Genomic DNA, 21657 nt, shown 5'->3' with positions numbered 1-21657 from the left:
GCCATAATGGCTAATATTCTGTCAAGCAAAAGTTTAGCCATTCCGGCTCTTTCGAGCCTAGCCAATTCGGCTAAAATTGTTCACATGATCGACATTAGCCGGAAATACGAACATTACCGCGCCCGCCTCACCGCAGCCATGAAGGCGCGGAAGCTGACCAATGAGGGCATGGCCGAAAAGCTCGACGCTCACCCGGTGACGGTGTCGAAGCTGCGCAGCGGCGCGACGAATCTGGATGATGAATGGCGGGCCAGAGCTTCCGTCGCCCTCGGCATTCCGGAAGATATTCTCTTTGGCGAGGGTCCTATCCCGGAACCGAGAGCGTTCGAGATTTGGCAGTCGCCCAAGAAGACCGCGAAGCGCGCCGCCCTGAACGCGAGCGCCGGTGCAAATGACAATCGCACGATTCCGCTCTACGGCCTGGCGGCAGGCTCGCTGCAGGGTGCCCACAACATGACATCCGACCCGATCGACGAAGTCCCCTGCCCGCCGGGACTTCGGGATGTCATGGGCGCCTACGCGCTAAGGACACGCGGCGAGTCGATGGTGCCCCGCTATTTCCCGCACGATATTCTCTACATCAATCCGCACCAGAGCGTTCGCCAGGGCGACCATGTCGTGGTCCAGACCATGCTTCACGACGGCGCCGGCACGGAGACTTGGGTCAAGCGATTCGACAGCGAAACCGGCGAGACCTTGACTGTCTCGCAGTACAATCCGGCGGCAAAGGTCGAGTTCAAGAAGCAGTTCGTCATCCACATGCACAGAGTGCTGCCCATCAACGAACTGTTTGCCGGATAAGGTCAGAACTTGAACTTCCGGTTGCTGTTGGCGCCCGCAGCGTCGACTTCCATCCGGATGCAGCTTTCCAGCAGGCTGTAACTGCCCGGCCCGCCGAATGCCGCCACCTCGGCACAATGCCTGGCCACGCTGGCGGGAAGATCCGGCCATATCGGCTTCAACCCGTCATAGGCCGCCTGCTCCATCGAAAAGCAGCTTTCGTCGAGGCTGGCTGAATACGTCCCGCCAAAGGACGCAACTGCCTTGCAATGGCTCTCCACGTCGAACCGGGGCAGCTCGCTTGCCCAAGCCGTGCCTGATGCACCTGCAATCAGGATCAGGGCCGAGACGATGGCACGCCCACCCCTCATCGGGTTTCCTCGGTCACGACGACAGTCTTCCCCCGCGACAGCATCGCGAACAGTCCGAGTATGACGGCGCCGGCCACCCAGAAGAAAACCAGCATGCCTGTCCCCAGCGTCGCGCCGATGGCGCCCCCGGCTTTCTCGGCATCGCTGGCCGCCTCATTGAGCAATTGCCCGGCCGTAACCCAGTAGGAGACGAGCCAGACCAGCATGAGGAGGTTGAAGATGATGAACAGCCACTTGAACAGGTGACCGAAAAATCCGCGCTTGCGCACCTCGCGCCGCACCGTGACCGCCATGGAAACCCCTCCCCACAAACAAGCCATATGAGTTTGGCGCGCGGCACGGTTAGCCACAATAGCCGTTCTGGCTAATATTTTACTTGACCAAAGATTAGCCATTATGGCTTATGTGCCTCACCGCAACCCCGCGATGGAGCAGCACCATGATTTCCTTCCACCAAGAATACGCCGCGCCGATCCCGAGCGCCCTGCCTTCGCCTGAAGGCACCGTCGTCGCCCGCATGGCGCAGGTCATGATCGAGCGCGCCGACCAGGGCATCGACGAACGCACCCTGACCCTCGCCGGCTTCACCCGCGCCGAGATCACCGCGCACAGCGCCGAGGCCATCGACCTGGCCAACCTCTCCGGCCGCGCGGGCTGACACCATGCAGCCCCGCCGCGAACGCATGCAGTCGCCGCGCTTCACCCTTCGCGACCTGTGGGTGGAGTGCCCCGCCTTTTTCGCCATGCTGGCCTTCGTCTGGGGCACGCTGGCGCTGCTCGGGAGTTTGCACCCATGAGCGGCGCCCGTGACGCCATCGCCCGCCTGCGCCGGCAGCAGGAAAAATCCGCGTCGCGCGAGCTGCTGCTCCCGCGCCGCGATGCCCGCCATTTCGTCGACCTCGACGTGCTGCCGCTCGACTATGCCCGCGACGAGGAAAGGCCGCCGTTCGAGGCCCGCCCGATGTTCGGCCTCTGCGAGTGGACGCTGATCCTCGCCCTCGTCGGCCTCGGCCTGTTGTTCATCTCGCTCCGCTTCGGAGGCTGGAAATGACCATTGCAACCCAAGACGCCTACCTGGGCGAACTCTACGCCAAGACCGACGCCGAGCGCCGCGAGGTCGTAGTCACGCACCTCAAGTGGCTGGCCCATGCGTTTGAGAACGGCAAGCTCGACACAATAGATCCCCTGATTGCGGCTGGCGCCTGCCTATATGCTGCCGAGCGCATCGGCCCGGCAAATGACAGCGTGGCGTCCGTAGAGCGCGTTGAGTGTGTCTCCTACGATACCGGGTATGAGATGCCCGCAGACCCCATCTGGCGCGTAGAGATCGACGGCTACTGCGCCGATTTCGACTTTGAAACAGCCGCCAGAAACTTCGCGGCGGCCATCAATCGCCGCTCTGCGCTGGCAGGAGAGCCGGGGATCAAGGCGCTGGAGTGGACGGAGCCTGGACCACGGAACAACTGGGTGTGGGCGGCGAAGTCCATCATCGGCACCTACCATGTGCACATCGACGGCGGCCGCCATCAGGCATGGCTAGATGACGCGACCGGGGCCGAGCCTTCGATCGGCGCCGAAGTTGGCACCTATTGGGAGGCACACGCCGCCGCACAGGCCGACTACGAGCGCCGCATCCGCTCTGCGCTAGTCCACCCCGCTCCCACGCCAGTCTCAGCGCCTGTGGGGGTGGTGGAGGCCTTGATCGCCGAAGTTGCGGCAATCGGCACCGATATCCCGGACTATGCTACATGGCCGATCGAGCTTCCTGCCGGCCACTGGCGAGCTCTCGCCTCTCTCCGCTCCCCGGCTGTGGTGGAGGGCAAGTAGATGGCGAAGCTGACCAGAGATCAGGCCCGCAAAGCTTGGGCTGACGCCTGTTTGGGTTATTCGGATCTGACCGACGACCGCCTCAGGGGTCTTCGGGCCTTGATCGACCAAGAGGTGAAAGCATCAGGTCTGATAAAGGGAACCTTCCGAGCGACCAGAGCTCCCCGCATCGTTCGCAACGAACGTTGGATGCAGGTAGAAATCTTCTGCCGCGCCTTCTATTTCGACAAGCGAGAGGCAGTCACCTTCAACAGTGACGGGTTCATCGGGTTCGCGGGATGGGCCGACGAAGTGAACGTGCAGCCGATCTTGCGCGCGTTCATCGCTTGGGTTGCCGCTCTCGCCGCCCCTAGTGCCGGCGCGCAAGGAGGTGAGCACCATGGCTGACCATTCCCTCATCGAATGGACCGACGCCACTTGGAACCCGATCACCGGCTGTTCCATCGTCTCGCCCGGCTGCACCAACTGCTACGCCATGAAGCTGGCTGGCACGCGGCTGAAGCATCACGAAAGCCGCGAGGGCCTGACGCGCGACAGCAAGGCTGGCCCCGTGTGGACCGGCGAGGTCCGTCTCAACGAGCAATGGCTCGACCAGCCGCTGCGCTGGAAAAAGCCGCGCAGGATCTTCGTCTGCGCCCATGGCGACCTGTTCGCCGAGAACGTGCCCGATGCGTGGATCATCCGCGTTGTCGCGGTGTCGATCGCGTCGTGGCTGCTCAACGGCCATACGCTGCAGATCCTCACCAAGCGCGCCGCCCGCATGCGCCAGCTGCTCAACGACACTGCGTTCTGGGAAGACGTCAACATCGCGGTCGCCGACCTGGTGCGCCATCACTACGACCCGTTGACGATCGACCTGTTCGGCCCCGACAACATGCCGTCCGGCTTATGGCTTGGCGTTTCGGCCGAGGATCAGCAGCGGGCCGACGAGCGCATTCCCGATCTGCTGGCCACGCCGGCAGCGGTGCGCTTCGTCTCGGCCGAGCCGTTGCTCGGGCCGATCACTTTCGCACCAAAGGCCGACCAGACCTATCAGCTGTTGAGTGAGTGGTACGGGCCAAACGGCTTCGACCCGACTGGCTCCCAGCCGCGCCAAGACCGCATGAGTGGATGGTTCCCGAGGCTCGACTGGGTCATCGCTGGTGGCGAAAACGGCCCTCGCCCGATGCATCGGGATTGGGTACGCCAGATCCGCGACCAATGCGCTGCTGCTGGCGTTCCTTTCTTCTTCAAGCAATGGGGCTCGTTCCAAATGAACGAGACCGGCCACGCGATGAGCGGAGGTGCAGTACCCAACGGCTGGTCATTTGAGGCGGTCACCTTTCCCGACGGAACGATGATGAACCGTGTCGGCAAGAAAGCCGCCGGCCGCCTGCTCGACGGTCGCGAACACAACGCCATGCCGGAGGTTGCGCGATGAGCATCGCCAATCCGATCGTCAACCGTTATCTCGCCAACAAGGCGATGGACCGGATCGACCACGCGCTTGGCCGGCCGATCTATCCGCTCCGCGAAACCTATCGGAACCACTATGCCACCGATGCCGGTGGTCCGCTGGGCATGGAAGCATCACCATTCTGGTCCAAGGTCGGCCAGCAGGGCGACATGGCGTTCTACGCCGTCACCGAGACTGGCAGGATGGCGCTCGACCAGCATCTCAAGGACATCGAAAGCCCCTGGTGGCCCTTTGTGGTTTCGTTCGGGGGCTTTTCGCGCATCATCCCCGAGCGTTCCCGCTCCAAGGCGAAATACGCCTACTACCTCGCCGTTTCCGACGCATGGTCGGATCTCACCTTCGCGGAGTTTTGCAAGACGGCCACGGCAAGGAGCGCGTCATGATCGAGCGCCACGAAGGCCGCCAGCAGATCGTCTGCGACACCTGCCCGGCCAGCTTCCCCAAAACCTATGCCGACGCCGACTTCGCCATCATGGTGGCAGACGTGAAGGCGGCTGGCTGGTCGATCCGCAAGGCCCTGCCCGACGCCGCCCCGCGCGACACCGCCGACTTGTTCGGCAAGGCGCCTAGCGTCGCCGGCAAGGCGCAGGCGCAGCCCTACACGCACAAATGCCCCTCTTGCGCCTCAGAGGCCATCCCAGGGCGGCAGGAGGGGCTACTGTGATCGATCGATCCACATCAGCCGAGGTCCGCAACCCTATCCTGGCACTTGCCGCGGCAAAGCAGCTCAAGTCATTGTCACCGGAAGCGCGATCGGCCCTAGCCAGCATTCTGCGCGATTTGCGGGATGACGCTCGGTCGCGCGCGCAAATGAGCTGGCGCAAGAACAAGGGTCCGATGGCGGTCTACTGGAAGGCCGTCGGCGCATATTGCAATCATCTCTACCGAGTGGTGCGCCCATGACATCGCCTATCCGCATCCAGCTTTCGCGCAAGAAGGGCTGGAAGATGCCCGAGAACACGGTGAAAGTGGATCGATCGACACGGTGGGGCAACCCGTTCCGTGTCGGCGAGCCGGTGGATATGCTCTGCGCGCGTCGGTGGGGATGGGTCCTCGGGCAGCCAACCTTCGTTGCACAAGACGCGCTGTCATCCGTGCGGCGCTTCTCGGCAGCCTTGGTCTCGGACGAGGCGACCCACGACTTGGTCAAGGAACACCTTCGTGGCAAGAACCTCGCCTGCTGGTGCAGGCCCGACCAGCCATGCCATGCCGACGTTCTGCTCGAGTTCGCCAACGCTCCGACCGACGAGGCCGCCCGATGAAACCCGCCCTCGCCACGATTGAACGAAGCGTGCCGCGGCTCGGCCTCAGCTGCGACGATCTGGCGATGTCGCTGGGCGTCAGCCCGACGACGGTGCGCAAGATGGTCGAGGAAGGCGCCCTGCCGCGCCCGCGCGTCTGGGGCAGCCGCAAGATCTGGCGCACCGCCGAGATTGACGCTGCCATGGCCGAATGGCCTACTGACGGCCAGAGCGAAGATGAAGCCGTGGCCTCCGACGAGTGGAGGGCCGACGATTGAGCGATGAATTGAGCAATATCGACCTCCCTTTCATCGAGAAGAACAAGTCGCGCCACGGCACGATGCGCTACTATTTCCGCGTCGACGGCAAGCGCCTCGCCCGTCTGCCCGACGATCCCGACACCGAAGCATTCTCCAAGGCCTACTGGAAAGCCCGTAACGACCACGAGAGCGGCAAGGGCGAAACGCCCTCGCCCGTCGAAAACCTGCTCGGCAAGCCGATCCCCGGCAGCTTTCGCGCGCTCTGCGTCGCCTATCTCAGATCGGACCCTTACCTGCGGCTCGACGACACCACCCGCGCCAAGCGCAAGGCGATCATCGATTCGATGCTGCTCGAGCCGATCAAGCGTGGCGGCGCCAAGATTTTTGCTTCGATGCCGATGGCCGCGCTCGACGTCGCCAACATCGAGATCCTGCGCAACCGCAAGAGCGACACGCCCTTTGCCGCCGACGAGCGGCTGAAGATCCTGCGCCAGGTGTTCGAAACCACCCGGCCGGGCAAGGACGGGAAGCCGGAAAAGATCGTGCGGCAAAATCTCGCACGCCTGGTCGAGCCCTATCGGAAGAAGACGGACGGCCACCACACCATCCGCGACGACGAGATCGAGAAGTACATTCGCCACCACGGCCCCGAATCAAAGGCGGTGCTGGCGATCGTCATCATGATGTACACCGGCCTGCGCGTGTCGGATCTCGCAGCCATCGGCCCGCAGCACCGCCGCGGCGATCGCTTCATGCTGAAGCTGTTCAAGAATCGCAACCGCACGCCGGTAACGCTGGAAATCCCCGTTCACCCCACCCTCGACGCGGTGCTGGCGCTGCATCCGGTCAAGGGCATGAACTACCTGATGACCGAATACGGCAAGCCCTTCACCATCAAGGGACTGGGCAATCGGGTGTCGGAATGGTTCAGCCAGGCCCACCTGCCCCACTGCACGGCGCACACAGTGCGCAAGGGCCTCGCCACGTCGCTCGCCGAAAGCGAGGCGACCGATTCGATGCTGGATGGCCTGTTTGGCTGGAAAGACGGCAAAACGTCGAAGATCTACACGGCCAGGAAGCAGCAGGCGAAGCTCGCCAGGCAGGCCATTTCGCGCATCGACTGGGGCGAAATCGGGAACATTCTGCCACACCCTGAGAAGGGGATGGAGTTCCAGACGCTGGCAGAAAAGAAATCTGCCAAGTAATTCAGCGACTTAACTGCCAAGGTGTGGCAGAATGGAGGCCTCGCCCGGAATCGAACCGGGATGCAAGGATTTGCAGTCCTCTGCGTAACCACTCCGCCACGAGGCCTCGCCGCTTCGGGCGTCTACACGGCTCCAATAGGTTGCCAGGAATCCGGCGTCAAGCGGGGAAGCTTCTTTCCCCATCGGTTTTGGACACGACACGCTCAAGCAATGCCGTTGGCCAGTCCGATCGCGCATCCCGCTTCGGCCTGCCTCATCGGTCAGCGGGACGCCGGCGCCGCTCCCACCAGACGATCAGTCGACGGCGCACCCGCCGCACGACGTGGAACTCATGCGAAAGAATCAGCAGGCCGAGCGGAATCATCCAGAAGCCGAGCACCGGCAGGAACCCAAGCAGCCCGAGGAAGCAAAGCGCCACGCCCAGTCCGATGCGGACGCCACGCGATTGCGGCATGGCAAACTCGCGCCCCAAGACCGAAATCTTCCGTCTGGGCGGCTGCTGAGGTTTGTAGCTGGTCATGAGTCCTGCATTTGTGGCGATCCGTATGCGCCCGAATGCCGCGCCAAGCCGGCAAAAATGCGGGCGAAGCCGTCATATGAGGCCGCGCGGCGGCGATTACCAGAAAGGCTGCTGGGAAAAACTCGCAAAAAGTTCGATTAGCGCTTTGCAAATCGCGAAACCGTTTGCTATACGCCGCCTCGTTCACATGAGCCCTGTTCCCCGGTAGCTCAGTGGTAGAGCAACCGGCTGTTAACCGGTTGGTCGCTGGTTCGAATCCGGCCCGGGGAGCCACTTTTTCCGCAAAGTGCAATTGTTGGCATCAGGGCACAAACGTGCCTGGCATGGCCACGACGTTTATGGCTCGGCCGGCCGGAGACGGCAATCAAGCTGCCCGCCGCAGGCGCGGATGCCAAGCTCCACATGCAATGCAGCGACGCTTGTGAAGATCTTCCGGTTCCAGCACCCCTGCCCCGCAGTAGTCCAGAAGATTTGCCGATTGGGCCAATCGTTGACCTTGAGTTGAACAGCCGCCGCCGCGGCATTCTGTTTCCGACACATATATTAGCCTGCGAAAATACAACAGGCCATAAGACTGGCGATTCACAGCACATATTTTCCTAAATTCCAGTGACTGGAAGAATATTCTTGCCGTCACTCCCAACCCGACGTCATCATTCCGGTTGCCGTTGCGTCAGGCTCTGCAGATTGCAGCTCGTGGCCAGCGGCGAGTTGTCGATCAATGGGAGATTTTCATGAAGCGGATGCGGATTTCACGAATAGCCCTGGCTGCCTTCCTGGCAGCGTCCACCTCGACATATGCATTGGCAAACGAACAGAAGCCGATGAGCGCCGAGCAGGTCGCGGACCTCAAGAAACGTGCGATCGAGGGCATCGAGTCGCGCGCCAAGCTCGCCCAGGAGATGACGGATTCGATCTTCAGCTTCGGCGAACTGGCATTCCAGGAAGTCGAAACCTCGAAATACATCACCGACATCCTCGAAGAAGGCGGCTTCACGGTCGAACGCGGCGTCGCCGGCCTGCCCACCGGCTGGGTCGCCAAATGGGGATCGGGCGAACCGGTGATCGCCCTCGGCAGCGACATCGACGGCCTGCCCAAGACCTCGCAGAAGCCGGGCGTCGCCTATCACGACCCGATGATCGCAGGCGCGCCGGGGCATGGCGAAGGCCATAATTCCGGGCAGGCGGTGAATGTCGTCGCAGCGCTCGCGCTCAAGGACATCATGGAGAAGGACAAGATCCCAGGCACCATCATGCTGTGGCCAGGCGTTGCCGAGGAGTTGCTGGCCGGCAAGGCCTACATGGTGCGCGACGGCGTCTTCAAGGATGTCGATGCGGTGCTGTTCACCCATGTCGGCAACAATCTGCAGACCACATGGGGCCAGCCCAACGGCACCGGCATGGTTTCGGTCGAATACACCTTCAGCGGCGAATCGGCCCATTCGGCCGGCGCGCCTTGGCGCGGCCGCAGCGCGCTCGACGGCGTCGAACTGATGAACATCGCCTGGAACATGAAGCGCGAGCACCTGCGTCCCGAACAGCGGTCGCACTACGTCATCCCGGATGGCGGCGACCAGCCCAACGTCGTGCCTTCCGCGGCAACGGTCTGGTACTTCATCCGCGAGCAGGACTTCGACAACATTTCCAAGAATTTCGAAACCGCCAACACCATCGCCGAAGCCGCGGCCAAAATGTCGAACACCACCGTGTCGCGGCAGATCGTCGGCACGGCGGCACCGCGCCACTTCAACAAGCCGATGGCCGAGGCTGCCTACGCCAACATCCAGCAGGTCGGCCTGCCCAGCTGGAACGACGACGAGCAGGCCTTCGCCAAGGCCGTGCAGAAGACGGTGCAAGCCAAAGAGGAAGGGCTGGCCGTCAAGCTCAAGGAACTGCAGCCGCCGCTGGAGAAACCCGAGAGCGGCGGGTCGGACGACATCGGCGACATCTCCTGGGTGGTGCCGACGATCACCGTGAACTACCCGTCGAACATCCCCGGTTTGCCTGGCCACCATTGGTCGAACGCCATGGCGATGGCGACGCCGATCGCCCACAAGGGCGTGGTCGCCGGCTCGAAAGTCGTCGCCATGACGTCGATCGACCTCCTGACCAATCCGGAACTGTTGGCCAAGGCGACCGACTATTTCCAGAACGAACAGCAGAAAGGTCAGAAATATGTCCCGATGCTGAGCGCCGACGACAAGCCGCAGATCCAGAAGAACGTGGAGATCATGGCGACCTTCCGGCCGGAAATGCAGAAATTCTACTACGATCCGTCGAAGTACCCGACCTATCTCGAACAGCTGGGGATCAAGTTCCCGGTCCTCGAGAAGAAGTAGGCTGGCACTGCGCCACCAGGCTGGTGGCGCAAGCGAACGGCTGCAGCGGCGAGGCCCCCCGCTGCAGCCGGACTTTTTTCCGGAGCCACCTGCCCGGCCCCGCGTCGCAAAATTCGCGCTCTACGCGAAACTTTTCACAACCCGATTCACGTATCCATCACGTTGCGTGCAACATGGGGCTGTTACAAGCGGTCGCTAATATTCACCAACCACCGGCCAGGAGAGGCGACCATGCGTTTTTCGGATGTACGCGAGACCCTTCGCTCCATCGGAGTGGTCATGAGCAAGCGAGGCGAGACCATCCGCCTCAACCATTTCGGCGGGCTCGAAGACACGGCGAAATACACCACCGACCTCCAGGACGCGCTGGCGCTGGGCAGGCAGATTGCCGGCCCACGACGTGCCAGCGCCAGCAGGTAACATAAGTAGCTGATCACCTGCGGCGACCGGTCGTGACCGTTGGCAGCGTCGCCGCCAGTTGCAGCTCTGCGGACCTGACCACATCGGCGCGTGCCTGTCGGCAGCCCCGCTTTTTGACGAACCCGCGCCGAGATCCCTCCCCAACGGCGCGGCATTCCAGTCGGACCACCGGTTTTCCGCCGCTCTCCCGATACTTGTGAACCGCCACGCAACCCAGCGGTCGGCTTGTCCGCACCTGCGTGCGCCACATGACGATTCTGCCAGGACGACCTGAGATTTTCGGCTGCTTTGACGTTTCGCTCACGCAGCAATCACCCCACCCCACTATCGTCTTCCAAAACAGGCTGGAATCGCCTCCGGCAAACATTGGTGAGGGACGCTGGAATGCTTCAGGTTTTGTCCGGTTGCGAAGGCACACAAATAGGCGCGCTGGCTGGGTTGTCGTTGTATGATTCCAACCTAAGGTATCCACGCCCAAGGCGAGTCGAGTTGTGCTACCCTCGTCGCGGGCAGGAACGACCTGCTGCAAAGGTCCGCGCGATGACTGGTGAAGACGCCAGTACCCTGGGTCATATCTATCTGTTCGGGACGCTGGCCGTCACCGACGCAGATGGGGCGTCGTGCACGCCGAAAGCCCAGAAATCCCGCGCCTTGGTCGCCATGCTGGCGCTGGCCCCGCGCGGCGCCCGGTCACGCATCTGGCTTCGCGACAAGCTATGGAGCGACCGTGGCGAAGAACAGGCGGCGGCAAGCCTGAGGCAGGCGCTTGTCGACGTGCGCAAGTCGCTCGGCCCGATGGCCGAACGCATCATCATTTCCGACAACCATACGATCTCGCTCGACCTCAACCGTGTTTCGGTCGATGCGCTGCAGCTTCTCGACCCGGCTCGCCAGTCCTCGCCAGACGACGTGCAACTCGAATCCTGGCCGGAACTGCTCGAAGGGCTCGACATAGGCGACCCCGAATTCGAGGAATGGCTGATGCTCGAGCGCCAGGTCTGGCATGGCCGGCTCGAAACCGCGCTCGGCCAGCGCGACCTCAGCCCGAAAGACCGTCGAGCCAACGGCTTCATCCCGGCAGAGAACAAGCGGTCCGGCCCGGATTCGCCCGATGGCGGGGAGCGCAGAACGACGCCGCAACGCGGCAGCCTCACCGGCTGGTCTGTCGCCCTGCTGCCGCCCTCGATATCAGGCGACGCATTCAATGCGGCATCGCTGCCGGACATGTTCACGGCATCACTGGTCCGTTCGTTGCTGGAAGATGGCGAATTGGCCGTCTGCGACCTTTCGAGGCCAGACCTTTCAGCGGCCACGCAAGCCGGGGCCGAATTCGACGCCGTGGCCCTGGCCATCCAGGTCGGCTACCGGTTTTCGGCCCACCAGGCCCATATCAGCGTCAGCGTCCATCGCACCGCGGACCGCAGCCTGCTGTGGATGGGCGGCGCCACGCTGGAACGCCGCGCCATCGAGACGGGCGACACCTCGGCCTCGCACCAGCTCATCAACGAGGCGATGGACGAGTTGCGCCGGTACTTCATCGCGCGCTCCGAACAATCCGACGACGCGGCGGAGGGCGAGAGCCTCTTTGCTGCCGTCAACGCCATGTTCCGCCTGTCGCGCAACGACCTTGTGATGTCGGAGGCCTCGCTTCGGCGCATCATCGCCCAGCGGCCATCGTCGCAGGCCTATGCCTGGCTCGCCTTCCTGATGACCTTCCAGGTCGGCCAGCGCTTTTCCGATTCGGCCAATGTGACCGAGCAGGCGCAGCAATACGCACGCAAGGCGCTGGAACTCGACCCCGGCAACTCGGTCACCCTGGCGCTGGTCGGCCACGTCCATTCGTTCCTGTTCGGCGAATACGACTACGCATCGGGTCTGTTCGAACGGGCAATCCGGGCCAACCCGACCCAGGTTCTGGGCTGGGACCTCTACTCGATGCTGCATGCCTATGCCGGACAGCCGGAAAAGGGCTTGGGCCTCGCCAACTGGGCGCGTCACCTCGGCGCCCACAGCCCGTATCGCTACTATTTCGACACCTCGCGGCTGATCAACGCCACACTCGCCGGCAATCACCGCGTCGCCATCGAGGCCGGCGAACAGGCGCTGCGCGAACGGCCGGATTTCAATTCGCTGCTCCGCTATCTCGTGGCGAGCCATGCGCAGCTGGGCGACATCCGCGCCGCGCGCTCGCTTCTCGACCGCCTCAATACGGTGGAACCCAATTTCTCGATCAGTTCGTTGATCGATGCGCGCTACCCGATCATGCGAACCGAAGGCGGCGCCAATCTGATTTCGGGCCTCATCAAGGCCGGCGTCAAGAAATAAGCCTGACCGGCGCACCGAGCGCCGCAACATTCGATCAAATCAATGGGGTTTAAAGTGGCTGGCAACGACAGTTTTGCGCCGCATGAAGGCGGCTTATCGCACTTCCTGGATCAGTACCGCTTCAAGATCGCCGGCGACGACGTGCTGCCTTGTGCGGCTTCCGACCGGCCGCAGGTTGCGCTGGAGACGAAATCGCTCGCAGCCGGCCCGCAGATGGTGATGGCCGCAAGGGTGGCCAGCGCGGTGATGAGTGCGGGCGTGCAGAACAAGGCTTCGCTCAACAAGAACAAGAATAAGAACAAAAACAAAAATAAGAACAAGAACAAAGGCAGCGCTCTGCAATCCGGGTCCGGAGGCGGTTCACAGAGCAACCTCATCCCCGCCTTCGAGTTGCGGCGTCTCCACACCTCGCCCTCGCCGCATGCATTCACTGCGGCGCGCAAATTCACCTGGGAGCAGCTCGACATCCCGCTGCCCCCAGGGCCCGACGTCACGCGGCTGGAAACCGCGGTCATGCTGTCGCTCCAAGCGCGTGACCGCGAACGGACACGGCGCAAGGAAGACATCGAGCGCGAAGCCAGCCTCGATGTCTCGGATTTCACCAAGCCACTGGGCATCGACGGCATCAGCGGTTTCGATCAGACCGAGGGCCTGTTCCAGGCGATTCTCACGGCCTGCGAATATGTCGGGCTGATCTACAAGGCCAAGTTCAACCGCACGCGGCCGAACCAGATCGAGCCAAGGCTGCGGCTGATGCTGCCCAACCCGGCGCACCAGGCCTATCCCAGCAATCACTCGTTCCAGTGCCACTCGATCGCTTTTGCTTTCAACTCGATCCTGCCCGAGCACCCGGCGACGGAGGAGTTGTCGCGCATCGCCCGCAAGGTCGCCGAGAACCGCGAATGGGCGGGCCTCCACTATCCCAGCGACACCAATGGCGGACGCGCTTTGGCACAGCGTTTCCAGCCCTATCTCAGGGATGCCTTCATGGCGAACTATCTCGCCGCCCAGCGCGAATGGCTTTGAGGGAGAGACGAAGATGGCAAACGGCAACCAATTCTCCTTCCAGGCACCGCAGTCCTATTATTATCTCTGGCACCTCGCCGCGCTCGGTGTGATCGATGCGACTTTCGGGCCGCTCAGCCCGGGCGGCGAGATCGACTACTCATCGCCGGACATACAAGGCACGATCTGGGATACGATCACCCAGGCCTTTCCAGCGGCCAACACGCCGGCGACGATCGCCCTCATCGACGTCGGCGTCAGCCGCAGCCACCCAAACCTCAAGAGCCGGCTCGACACCGTCAAGTCGATTGATCTCGTCAGCCATCCCCATGGCGCGAAATATGTGGCCGCGCCTGCAGCCAGCCCCTACGACCCGGAGGTCAAAGCCGCGTTTTTTGCCGGCCTTTCCGCCGCCGGCCTGGGCGCGCTGAACCTGACCGGACCTGAAACGGTCTATTTCAACAGCCTTATTGCCGAGCTCGTGGCCTCGGAGGGCGTCGTCCATACGCTGATCGAAGGCGACGAAACCTTCGGCAGCCACGGCACGGCCGTCGCCGGCCTGGCAGTTGGCGAACCGGCCGCCACCGTTGCCCCCGATCCCGCCATCGTGCTTCCAGATGTGCTGAACGGCGACGACGGCAGCGTCGTCCCCAACCCGAACCGCAACACCTTGCCCTATTTCGGCGTAGATCCGTTCTCGCGGCTGATCTCGATTCGCACCGGCTTCGAACAGCAGCCCGACCAGTTCATCACGGCTTTCCTCTATGCCTTCGCCAGCGGTGCCGACGTGATCCTGCTGCCCCGCGGGCTCCCCGATCCGAACCGCGGCGCCCTGAATCCCAAGCCCGAACTGTCGCAGGACCTCGACGAGCGTCAGAACTGGGAGCGGGCCGATCTGTTTGCCCGGCTCGAGGAGGCGACGCCGCCAGCCAGCGAAATCCGCCCCAATGCGGTCGGCAAGACGGCAAATCGCGAGTTGGCCTGGAACATCCTCGCCAAGCTGATCGTCGCGATCAGCCGCAAGGTGCCCGTCGTGTGCGCGGCAGGAAACGACGGTGAAAGCCAGCTCATCTACCCGGCCAACCTCGCCGCGGCCAACAATGGCATTGTGGCCGTGGGCGCGGTGACGCCCAACGGCTATCGCTCCGGCTACAGCAACTACGGAACGAAGCTGACGCTGGTCGCACCGTCCGACGATTTCGAGATCTACACGCGGCACCAGTTGCGCGTGGACCGAACCGACCCGATGGTCGAGCAGCATTTCTACCATCCCGGCACCGGCAAGGTCATTCCGCACAGCCATTTCTCGCTGCTGACGACCGACCTGCCCGGCACGTTCGGCTATGCCGGCGGCTCGGATCCCTATTCGTCGATCCTGCCGCCGCACGACAATCCCGGCATAGGCGGCGGCTACTACACGACGTTCGGCGGAACCTCGGGTGCCGCAGCCCTTGTCGCGGGCGTGGCAGCCCTGCTGGCGCGCGCCAACAAGGCCAAGCAGGGCCCGGCGGCAAAACTCGACGGCCTGTCGTCAAAGGCGATCCTGGTGGCCGCCTGCGACCAGAACGCCACCGTCAAGCCGGGCACGACACCGCTGACGCCCGATCCGATGAATGCCGACAACGAGCCTGCCAAGGGCAAGGGCTATTTCTTCGGCGCCGGACTGCTCGATGCGGGCAAGGCGGTCGCCGCGGTGCTTGGCCCCTGACGGGCCACGGAAGAAGGCAGCGATAACGAAGGTCTGAGGTGGATGGCGTGAGCGCAGCCCATCCGCCGGCGGGAAACCTTTGTCGAAAATCATGGTTTGTCAGGATGCTGTCCGCGGGGGTTGTAGCATCCTGGCAATCAGGGGCCGAGATGATCCTCCCCTTGCCCCTGCCCCGCCCCGTCGGCTCGACGACGGGGCGGTTGGATTTGAAGGAGACCGGCGCTCAGCGCAACCAGCGCTCGATGCGGTCCATCGCCTCGATCATTTCGTCGTGGCTGCCGGCATAGGAGAAGCGCATATAGCGATGGCCGGCGAGCGGATCGAAGTCCCTGCCGGGCGTTGCTGCGACATGGGCTTCGGCCAGCATGCGACGTGCGAACTCCATGCTGTCGTTGGTCAGGCGCGAGACGTCGCAAAAGGCGTAGAAGGCGCCATCCATGGGCGCTGCGAAGCTGAACCCCAGTTCCGGCAGCCGCTTGGCCAGCAGCTCGCGGTTCCAGGCATAGCGCGCCTTGATGACCTCGAGCTCGTCGGTGACGTTGAACGCCTCGATGGCAGCGACCTGCGACAGCTCGGGCGCCGAGATGTAGAGAGATTGCGCGATGCGCTCCACCGGCCGCACCAGCCGTTCCGGCAATACCATCCAGCCGATGCGCCAGCCGGTCATGCAATAATATTTCGAGAACGAGTTGATGACGGTGACGTCGTCGTCATAGGCGAGCGCGGTCACGTCGGGCGCGCCATAGGCAAGCCGGTGGTAGATCTCGTCTGAGATGACGGCGATGCCGAGTTCGCGTGCCGTGTCGACCAGCGCCTTGAGGTCGCCCGGCGGCACGACCGCGCCGGTCGGATTGGCAGGGCTCGCAAACAGCACGCCCTTCAGCGGCTTCTGGCGATGCGCCTCGCGCAGATGCTCGGCATGGAGATAGGCGGCGCCATCAAGCTCGATCTCGACCACGTCGAGCCCGAGCGCGCCCATGATGTTGCGGTAGGCGGGATAGCCGGGTGCGGCGATCGCCACCCGGTCGCCCGGATCGAACATCGCGAGGAACGCCAGATTGAAGGCCGCCGACGACCCGGTGGTGACGGCGATTCGCGAAGCCGGCACCTCGATGCGGTAATGTTCGGCGTAGTAGGCCGAAATCGCCTTGCGCAGTTCGGCAAGGCCGAGCGCGTCGGTATAGCCGATACGCCCGATCTTGAGTGCTGCGGCCGCCGCATCGCGCACCCGTTGCGGTGCCGGATCGGAGGGCTGGCCGACCGCCATCGAAATGACGGGCGTTCCCAAGGCCTTGAGCCTGTTGGCTTCGGCCAGGATGTCCATCGCGTGGAAGGGCTCAACCTCGCCGCGCCGTGAAATCGCTACCGCCATGTTCGTCCACTTTCCCTTGCCGTCCGTCGGGCAATGCGCCGCACAAATGCCTGATTGATATGGGGATCACAAGTTGATGAGTTTCTTGGACCAGCCTTTTCACAGCCCAACGGCTCGTTTACGAGTGTTTCCCGCCATGCAGAGCAACAATAGTCTTTCGCGTTTCCTCGCAAGATCAACGCGCGCCTTTGCCGCGTTTGCATTGTCGGCCGGCGTTGCGCTGGGTTCGACGGGTGCAGCGCATGCGCAGCGGGTGCCCATAGTACGCGACGCAGAGATCGAGGCGCTGGTCCGCGACTACGCCCGGCCGATCCTCAAGGCTGCGGGGCTTGCCAATTCGAACATCAATATCGTGCTCGTCAACGATCCGGCTTTCAATGCCTTCGTTGCCGGCCGGCGCATTTTCATCAACACCGGCACTTTGATGACGTCGGAGACGCCGAACGAGGTCATCGGCGTGCTCGCGCATGAGGCCGGCCATATCGCCGGCGGCCACCAGGAACGCTTGCGCGACCAACTGGCACGCGCCCAGACCATGGCGATCGTGGCCGCGCTGCTCGGCGCAGGCGCGATGGTGGCAGGGGCAGCCTCCGACACCAACGGCCTCGGTGCCGCGGGCGCCGGCATCATGACCGGCGGTTCGGAAATGGCACGGCGCAGCCTGCTCGGCTACCAGCGCTCGGAAGAGGCCACCGCCGACCGTTCGGCGATCACCTATCTCAATGCCACGGGCCAGTCGGCACAGGGCATGCTGAAGACCTTCCAGCGCTTCCAGAGTGCGTTGTCGCTGTCAGGCGCCCGGGTCGACCCTTATCAGGTCAGCCATCCGATGCCGCGCGAACGCATCGCCAATCTCGAAACGCTGGCGCATCAGAGCCCCAATTTCGGCAAGACCGATTCTGAAGCGCTCCAGCTGCGTCATGACATGATGCGGGTGAAGATCGCCGTCTACACGCAGGGCCAGGCCGCCGCCTCGCGGCTGCTTCGCAACAATGCCAGTGGCCTTGCCGCGCGCTATGGCGACGCCCAGGCGACCTACCTGTTCGGCGATCTGCGCTCTGCGCTCAGCAAGACCGACGCGCTGATCAAATCGCAGCCCAAGAACGCCTATTTCCACGAGCTGCGCGGCGACATCCTGATGAAGTCGAACAAGGCAGCGGCTGCAGCCGAATCCTACGCCACCGCCGTCCGGCTCGACCCGGCCAAGTCGGGCATCCTGCCGATCCAGCTTGGCCAGGCCTATCTCGCCGTCGGCACCCCGGACGCATTGAAGAAAGCCGTCATCGAGGTGCGCAAGGGCCTCGATCGCGATCGCGAGAACGCCGCCGGTTATCGCTACCTCGCCCAGGCCTACGGCATGCTCGGCGACGTCGCCGACGCCGACCTTGCCACCGCCGACGGACACTACTACAGCGGTGCCTACCAGGACGCCAAGATCTTTGCGATGCGCGCGCAGATGAAGATGCCGCGCGGCTCGCCGGGCTGGGTGCGCGCCCAGGACATCATCAATTACAAGGCGCCGAGCAAGAAAAAGAAGTGAACCTTCTTTCGGCGGGTAGCGACATAGCCGAAACGGCTGGAGACTCAGGGATCATGAAAAAAGCACTTCTTCTCGGCACGACCGGCATCGCAGTCGCCTTCGCCATGCTGGCTTTCGGCCTGGCCGGCAGTCCCGGCACCGCGCATGCCCAAAGCGCATCGCAACCGGCAGCAACCGGCAGCCTCGACAAGAAGCAGGTCGAGACGATCGTGCGCGAATACCTGCTCGACAATCCCGAGCTGCTGCTCGAAATGCAGGGCGCGCTCGAAGCCAAGCAGAAGGAAGAGCAGCGCATCGCCAGCCTCGAGGTGATCAAGCAGAGCAAGGACGAAATCTTCAACTCGGCCTTCGACGGCATCGTCGGCAATCCCGACGGCAAGACCACCATCGTCGAGTTCTACGACTACAATTGCGGCTACTGCAAACGCGCGCAGGCCGACATGCATGCGCTGACCAAGGCCAATCCCGACCTGCGCTTCGTCCTCAAGGAGTTCCCGATCCTCGGACCTGACTCCCAGAAGGCCCACGTCGTTTCGATGGCCTTCCGTAAGCTGATGCCCGAGAAGTACGGCGAATTCCACGACAAGCTGCTCGGCGGCGAAGGCCGCGCCGGCGAGGACAATGCCATCAAGCTCGCTCTGGAGCTCGGCGCCGACGAAGCCAAGCTGCGCGAGGCGATGAAGGATCCGGCCATCGGCGAGGCCTTCAACCGCACCTACGAGCTCGCCAACAAGCTGCAGATCAGCGGCACGCCGTCCTATGTCGTCGGCAACGAGGTCGTCTTCGGCGCGCTCGGCCAGGACGTGCTGGCCGAGAAGATCGCCGCGGCCGCCGCCTGCCAGGCCGATTCCACCTGCTGAGCCCGTCATTTGGACATGAGCCGTTGTGGACAGCGCAAGAAGTTGCTTGCGCTCTTTCCGCGACGGCTTATGCCGATTATAGAGGGTCCGCCGCGCCAGAGAGGATCTGGCGGGTGGAAAGGTCTGTAGATTGAAAACGGTTTTCGTCCTCAACGGTCCGAACCTTAACATGCTCGGCAAACGCGAGCCCGGCATCTATGGCGGCAAGACCCTGGCCGACATCGAGGCCGACTGCCATGCGGCAGCCGCTTCGCTCGGGCTTGCGGTCGACTTCCGGCAATCGAACCACGAGGGCGATCTGGTCGACTGGATTCACGAGGCAGGCGAAAACGCCGCCGGCATCGTGCTCAACGCCGGCGCCTATACCCACACCTCGATCGCGCTGCAGGACGCCATCCGTGCCGTCTCGCCGCTGCCGGTCGCCGAGGTGCACCTTTCCAACATCCACGCCCGCGAGCCGTTCCGCCATAAATCGATGGTGGCACCGGTGGCCGTGGGCATGATCTGCGGCTTCGGGCCGCTCGGATATACGCTGGCGCTTCAGGCGCTGGCCGCCCGGCTCTGACCGGAAACAGACAGAAAAGGTTTGAACATGGCGACGAAGAAGACCGATGGAGTTGACCAGCAGCTCGTCCGCGACCTCGCAGGGATCCTCAACGACACCAACCTGACCGAGATCGAAGTCGAACTCGGCGACCTCAAGGTGCGCGTCTCGCGCCAGACGCAGGCCGTGCATGCGGTGGCGGCCCCGGTCATGGCAGCGCCGGCAGCTGTGAATTCGACGCCGGTCGCGGTCGCCGCACCCGCGGTCGTCGACATCTCCAAGAACGCCGTGCCCTCGCCGATGGTCGGCACTGCCTATCTGGCACCGTCGCCGGATGCCAAGCCGTTCATCGAGGTTGGCTCAGTGGTCAAGGAAGGCCAGACGCTGCTGATCATCGAAGCCATGAAGACGATGAACCAGATTCCCGCGCCGCGCTCCGGCACCGTCACAGCGATCCTGATTGAAGACGCGCAGCCTGTCGAATACGGCATGCCGCTCGTCGTCGTCGAGTAAGCCGGAAGGCTGCGCGCAATGTTCCAGAAAATCCTGATCGCCAACCGCGGCGAAATCGCGCTGAGAGTGCTCCGCGCGGCCAAGGAGCTCGGCATCCAGACGGTTGCTGTTCACTCCACCGCAGACGCCGACGCCATGCATGTGCGGCTTGCCGACGAAAGCGTCTGCATCGGCCCGCCGCCTTCGCGCGACAGCTATCTCAACATCCATCAGATCGTCGCGGCATGCGAGATCACCGGGGCGGACGCCGTCCATCCTGGCTACGGCTTCCTGTCGGAAAATGCCAAGTTCGCCGACATCCTGGCCGCCCACAACATCACCTTCATCGGGCCCTCGGGCGACCATATCCGCATCATGGGCGACAAGATCGAGGCCAAGCGCACCGCCAAGCGTCTGGGCATTCCGGTCGTTCCCGGCTCGGAAGGCGCTGTCAGCGACGAGAAGGAAGCCAAGCGGGTGGCCGCCGAGATCGGCTATCCGGTCATCATCAAGGCCTCCGCCGGCGGCGGCGGTCGCGGGATGAAGGTTGCCCTCACCGAGGCGGACCTCGAGGTCGCGCTGCAGACTGCACGCACCGAAGCGGGTGCGGCCTTCGGCGACGACGCCGTCTACATCGAGAAGTACCTGCAGAAGCCGCGCCATATCGAAGTGCAGATCTTCGGCGACGGCGCCGGCAAGGGCGTCCATCTCGGCGAGCGCGACTGCTCGCTGCAGCGCCGCCACCAGAAGGTCTGGGAGGAAGCCAATTCGCCCGCCCTCAACGCCGAGGAGCGCTCGCGCATCGGGGACATCTGCGCCAATGCGGTAGCTAACCTCGGCTATTCCGGCGCAGGTACGATCGAGTTCCTCTACGAAAACGGCGAGTTCTATTTCATCGAAATGAACACCCGCCTCCAGGTCGAGCATACGATCACCGAAGCGATCACCGGTATCGACCTCGTGCACGAGCAGATCCGCGTCGCTTCCGGCGGCGGCCTGTCTGTCACGCAGAACGACATCCGCTTCCACGGCCATGCCATCGAATGCCGGATCAACGCCGAGGATCCGCGCACGTTCGTGCCTTCGCCTGGCACGATCACGCATTTCCACACCCCGGGCGGCCTCGGCATCCGCGTCGATTCGGGCGTCTATTCCGGCTATCGCATCCCGCCCTACTATGACAGCCTGATCGGCAAGCTCATCGTGCACGGCCGCAATCGCGTCGAATGCATGATGCGTCTACGGCGCGCGCTCGACGAATTCGTGGTAGATGGTATCAAGACGACGTTGCCGCTGTTCCGTGAACTCGTTGGCAACCCTGACATTGCAAATGGCGACTACGACATCCACTGGCTGGAAAAACATCTCGCCAAAGGCGAGTAGGCTGGGGGG

The 21657-nt window shown here is 63.3% G+C and carries 26 protein-coding genes and 2 tRNA genes; 23 read left to right on the top strand and 5 right to left on the bottom strand.

The genetic code is table 11. From position 1 onward, the window contains the following. Nucleotides 1-6 precede the first annotated feature (6 nt). The gene (locus tag WHT83_RS14875; protein ID WP_406871596.1) at nucleotides 7-801 is read left to right on the top strand and encodes an XRE family transcriptional regulator; all 795 of its coding nucleotides are present in this window, start codon (nucleotides 7-9) and stop codon (nucleotides 799-801) included. Between the two features lie 2 nt (nucleotides 802-803). Here WHT83_RS14875 and WHT83_RS14870 read toward each other — a convergent pair whose 3' ends face one another. Continuing rightward, a complete protein-coding gene (locus WHT83_RS14870) occupies nucleotides 804-1151 on the bottom strand; it encodes a hypothetical protein (RefSeq protein ID WP_406871595.1) in 348 nt (115 codons plus the stop codon). After that, nucleotides 1148-1444, bottom strand: coding sequence for a hypothetical protein (locus WHT83_RS14865; RefSeq protein ID WP_406871594.1), 297 nt, complete (start codon nucleotides 1442-1444; stop codon nucleotides 1148-1150). The genes WHT83_RS14870 and WHT83_RS14865 overlap by 4 nt, the downstream gene beginning before the upstream one ends. 146 nt (nucleotides 1445-1590) lie before the next feature. Between WHT83_RS14865 and WHT83_RS14860 the strand changes: the two genes are divergently transcribed. The 11 genes from WHT83_RS14860 (at nucleotide 1591) to WHT83_RS14810 (ending at nucleotide 7140) form a co-directional block, all read left to right on the top strand. Then, on the top strand, nucleotides 1591-1809 hold the full coding sequence (locus WHT83_RS14860) for a hypothetical protein (RefSeq protein ID WP_406871593.1): 219 nt from the start codon (nucleotides 1591-1593) through the stop codon (nucleotides 1807-1809). 135 nt (nucleotides 1810-1944) lie between these two features. Continuing rightward, nucleotides 1945-2202 carry a hypothetical protein gene (locus tag WHT83_RS14855; protein WP_406871592.1) on the top strand — a complete coding sequence of 86 codons (258 nt, stop codon included), beginning with the start codon at nucleotides 1945-1947 and terminating at the stop codon, nucleotides 2200-2202. Next, on the top strand, nucleotides 2199-2978 hold the full coding sequence (locus tag WHT83_RS14850; RefSeq protein WP_406871591.1) for a hypothetical protein: 780 nt from the start codon (nucleotides 2199-2201) through the stop codon (nucleotides 2976-2978). The genes WHT83_RS14855 and WHT83_RS14850 overlap by 4 nt, the downstream gene beginning before the upstream one ends. Then, nucleotides 2979-3365: a hypothetical protein gene (locus WHT83_RS14845; protein WP_406871590.1), complete on the top strand. Its 387-nt coding sequence runs from the start codon at nucleotides 2979-2981 to the stop codon at nucleotides 3363-3365. Continuing rightward, complete coding sequence (locus WHT83_RS14840; protein ID WP_406871589.1) at nucleotides 3358-4398, top strand: DUF5131 family protein; 1041 nt, start codon at nucleotides 3358-3360, stop codon at nucleotides 4396-4398. Before WHT83_RS14845 ends, WHT83_RS14840 begins: the two co-directional genes overlap by 8 nt. Continuing rightward, nucleotides 4395-4817 carry a hypothetical protein gene (locus WHT83_RS14835; protein ID WP_406871588.1) on the top strand — a complete coding sequence of 141 codons (423 nt, stop codon included), beginning with the start codon at nucleotides 4395-4397 and terminating at the stop codon, nucleotides 4815-4817. Before WHT83_RS14840 ends, WHT83_RS14835 begins: the two co-directional genes overlap by 4 nt. Beyond that, a complete protein-coding gene (locus tag WHT83_RS14830; protein ID WP_406871587.1) occupies nucleotides 4814-5098 on the top strand; it encodes a hypothetical protein in 285 nt (94 codons plus the stop codon). Before WHT83_RS14835 ends, WHT83_RS14830 begins: the two co-directional genes overlap by 4 nt. Further along, nucleotides 5095-5337, top strand: a complete 243-nt coding sequence (locus WHT83_RS14825; protein ID WP_406871586.1) for a hypothetical protein — start codon at nucleotides 5095-5097, stop codon at nucleotides 5335-5337. Before WHT83_RS14830 ends, WHT83_RS14825 begins: the two co-directional genes overlap by 4 nt. Next, nucleotides 5334-5696: a DUF4326 domain-containing protein gene (locus tag WHT83_RS14820; RefSeq protein ID WP_406871585.1), complete on the top strand. Its 363-nt coding sequence runs from the start codon at nucleotides 5334-5336 to the stop codon at nucleotides 5694-5696. The genes WHT83_RS14825 and WHT83_RS14820 overlap by 4 nt, the downstream gene beginning before the upstream one ends. Continuing rightward, nucleotides 5693-5953 carry a helix-turn-helix transcriptional regulator gene (locus WHT83_RS14815; RefSeq protein ID WP_406871584.1) on the top strand — a complete coding sequence of 87 codons (261 nt, stop codon included), beginning with the start codon at nucleotides 5693-5695 and terminating at the stop codon, nucleotides 5951-5953. Before WHT83_RS14820 ends, WHT83_RS14815 begins: the two co-directional genes overlap by 4 nt. Then, the gene (locus WHT83_RS14810) at nucleotides 5950-7140 is read left to right on the top strand and encodes a tyrosine-type recombinase/integrase (RefSeq protein WP_406871583.1); all 1191 of its coding nucleotides are present in this window, start codon (nucleotides 5950-5952) and stop codon (nucleotides 7138-7140) included. Before WHT83_RS14815 ends, WHT83_RS14810 begins: the two co-directional genes overlap by 4 nt. A 32-nt stretch (nucleotides 7141-7172) precedes the next feature. Here the strand turns inward: WHT83_RS14810 and WHT83_RS14805 are convergent. After that, nucleotides 7173-7246 (bottom strand) — tRNA-Cys (locus WHT83_RS14805). 147 nt (nucleotides 7247-7393) lie between these two features. Then, nucleotides 7394-7660 (bottom strand): hypothetical protein, encoded by a 267-nt coding sequence (locus WHT83_RS14800; protein ID WP_183261613.1) that lies wholly within the window; start codon nucleotides 7658-7660, stop codon nucleotides 7394-7396. Nucleotides 7661-7858: 198 nt separating this feature from the next. Here WHT83_RS14800 and WHT83_RS14795 point away from each other — a divergent pair. The 6 genes from WHT83_RS14795 to WHT83_RS14770 all read left to right on the top strand — a co-directional run bounded on the left by WHT83_RS14795 (nucleotide 7859) and on the right by WHT83_RS14770 (nucleotide 15457). Next, nucleotides 7859-7933, top strand: a tRNA-Asn gene (locus tag WHT83_RS14795). A gap of 461 nt (nucleotides 7934-8394) precedes the next feature. Beyond that, the gene (locus WHT83_RS14790) at nucleotides 8395-9999 is read left to right on the top strand and encodes an amidohydrolase (RefSeq protein ID WP_406871582.1); all 1605 of its coding nucleotides are present in this window, start codon (nucleotides 8395-8397) and stop codon (nucleotides 9997-9999) included. A 279-nt stretch (nucleotides 10000-10278) separates the two neighbouring features. Continuing rightward, nucleotides 10279-10419: a hypothetical protein gene (locus tag WHT83_RS14785; protein WP_246389436.1), complete on the top strand. Its 141-nt coding sequence runs from the start codon at nucleotides 10279-10281 to the stop codon at nucleotides 10417-10419. A 540-nt stretch (nucleotides 10420-10959) separates the two neighbouring features. Next, nucleotides 10960-12744, top strand: coding sequence for an SARP family transcriptional regulator (locus WHT83_RS14780; protein WP_406871581.1), 1785 nt, complete (start codon nucleotides 10960-10962; stop codon nucleotides 12742-12744). A gap of 54 nt (nucleotides 12745-12798) precedes the next feature. Continuing rightward, complete coding sequence (locus tag WHT83_RS14775; protein ID WP_406871580.1) at nucleotides 12799-13770, top strand: phospholipid phosphatase; 972 nt, start codon at nucleotides 12799-12801, stop codon at nucleotides 13768-13770. Nucleotides 13771-13783: 13 nt separating this feature from the next. Further along, the gene (locus WHT83_RS14770) at nucleotides 13784-15457 is read left to right on the top strand and encodes a S8 family serine peptidase (protein WP_406871579.1); all 1674 of its coding nucleotides are present in this window, start codon (nucleotides 13784-13786) and stop codon (nucleotides 15455-15457) included. 223 nt (nucleotides 15458-15680) lie between these two features. Here the strand turns inward: WHT83_RS14770 and WHT83_RS14765 are convergent, their stop codons facing one another. Then, nucleotides 15681-16829 (bottom strand): pyridoxal phosphate-dependent aminotransferase, encoded by a 1149-nt coding sequence (locus tag WHT83_RS14765; RefSeq protein ID WP_406871578.1) that lies wholly within the window; start codon nucleotides 16827-16829, stop codon nucleotides 15681-15683. Between the two features lie 136 nt (nucleotides 16830-16965). Here WHT83_RS14765 and WHT83_RS14760 point away from each other — a divergent pair, with 136 nt between their 5' ends. The 5 genes from WHT83_RS14760 to accC all read left to right on the top strand — a co-directional run bounded on the left by WHT83_RS14760 (nucleotide 16966) and on the right by accC (nucleotide 21648). Continuing rightward, entirely contained in the window at nucleotides 16966-18369 is a 1404-nt protein-coding gene (locus WHT83_RS14760; RefSeq protein WP_406871577.1) for a M48 family metalloprotease, read from the top strand. A 53-nt stretch (nucleotides 18370-18422) separates the two neighbouring features. Continuing rightward, nucleotides 18423-19229: a DsbA family protein gene (locus WHT83_RS14755; RefSeq protein ID WP_406871576.1), complete on the top strand. Its 807-nt coding sequence runs from the start codon at nucleotides 18423-18425 to the stop codon at nucleotides 19227-19229. Nucleotides 19230-19359: 130 nt separating this feature from the next. Beyond that, nucleotides 19360-19794, top strand: a complete 435-nt coding sequence (aroQ, locus tag WHT83_RS14750; RefSeq protein WP_318761870.1) for a type II 3-dehydroquinate dehydratase — start codon at nucleotides 19360-19362, stop codon at nucleotides 19792-19794. 27 nt (nucleotides 19795-19821) lie between these two features. Continuing rightward, nucleotides 19822-20286 carry an acetyl-CoA carboxylase biotin carboxyl carrier protein gene (gene accB, locus WHT83_RS14745; protein ID WP_108608338.1) on the top strand — a complete coding sequence of 155 codons (465 nt, stop codon included), beginning with the start codon at nucleotides 19822-19824 and terminating at the stop codon, nucleotides 20284-20286. A gap of 18 nt (nucleotides 20287-20304) precedes the next feature. Beyond that, entirely contained in the window at nucleotides 20305-21648 is a 1344-nt protein-coding gene (gene accC / locus WHT83_RS14740; RefSeq protein WP_108608339.1) for an acetyl-CoA carboxylase biotin carboxylase subunit, read from the top strand. The last annotated feature ends 9 nt before the right edge of the window (nucleotides 21649-21657 follow it).

The sequence above is a fragment of the Aminobacter sp. P9b genome, assembly GCF_045345995.1.
Taxonomy (GTDB): domain Bacteria; phylum Pseudomonadota; class Alphaproteobacteria; order Rhizobiales; family Rhizobiaceae; genus Aminobacter; species Aminobacter niigataensis.
Note: the sequence above shows the minus strand (reverse complement) of the source record. Positions and strands in the feature narration are given on the sequence as shown.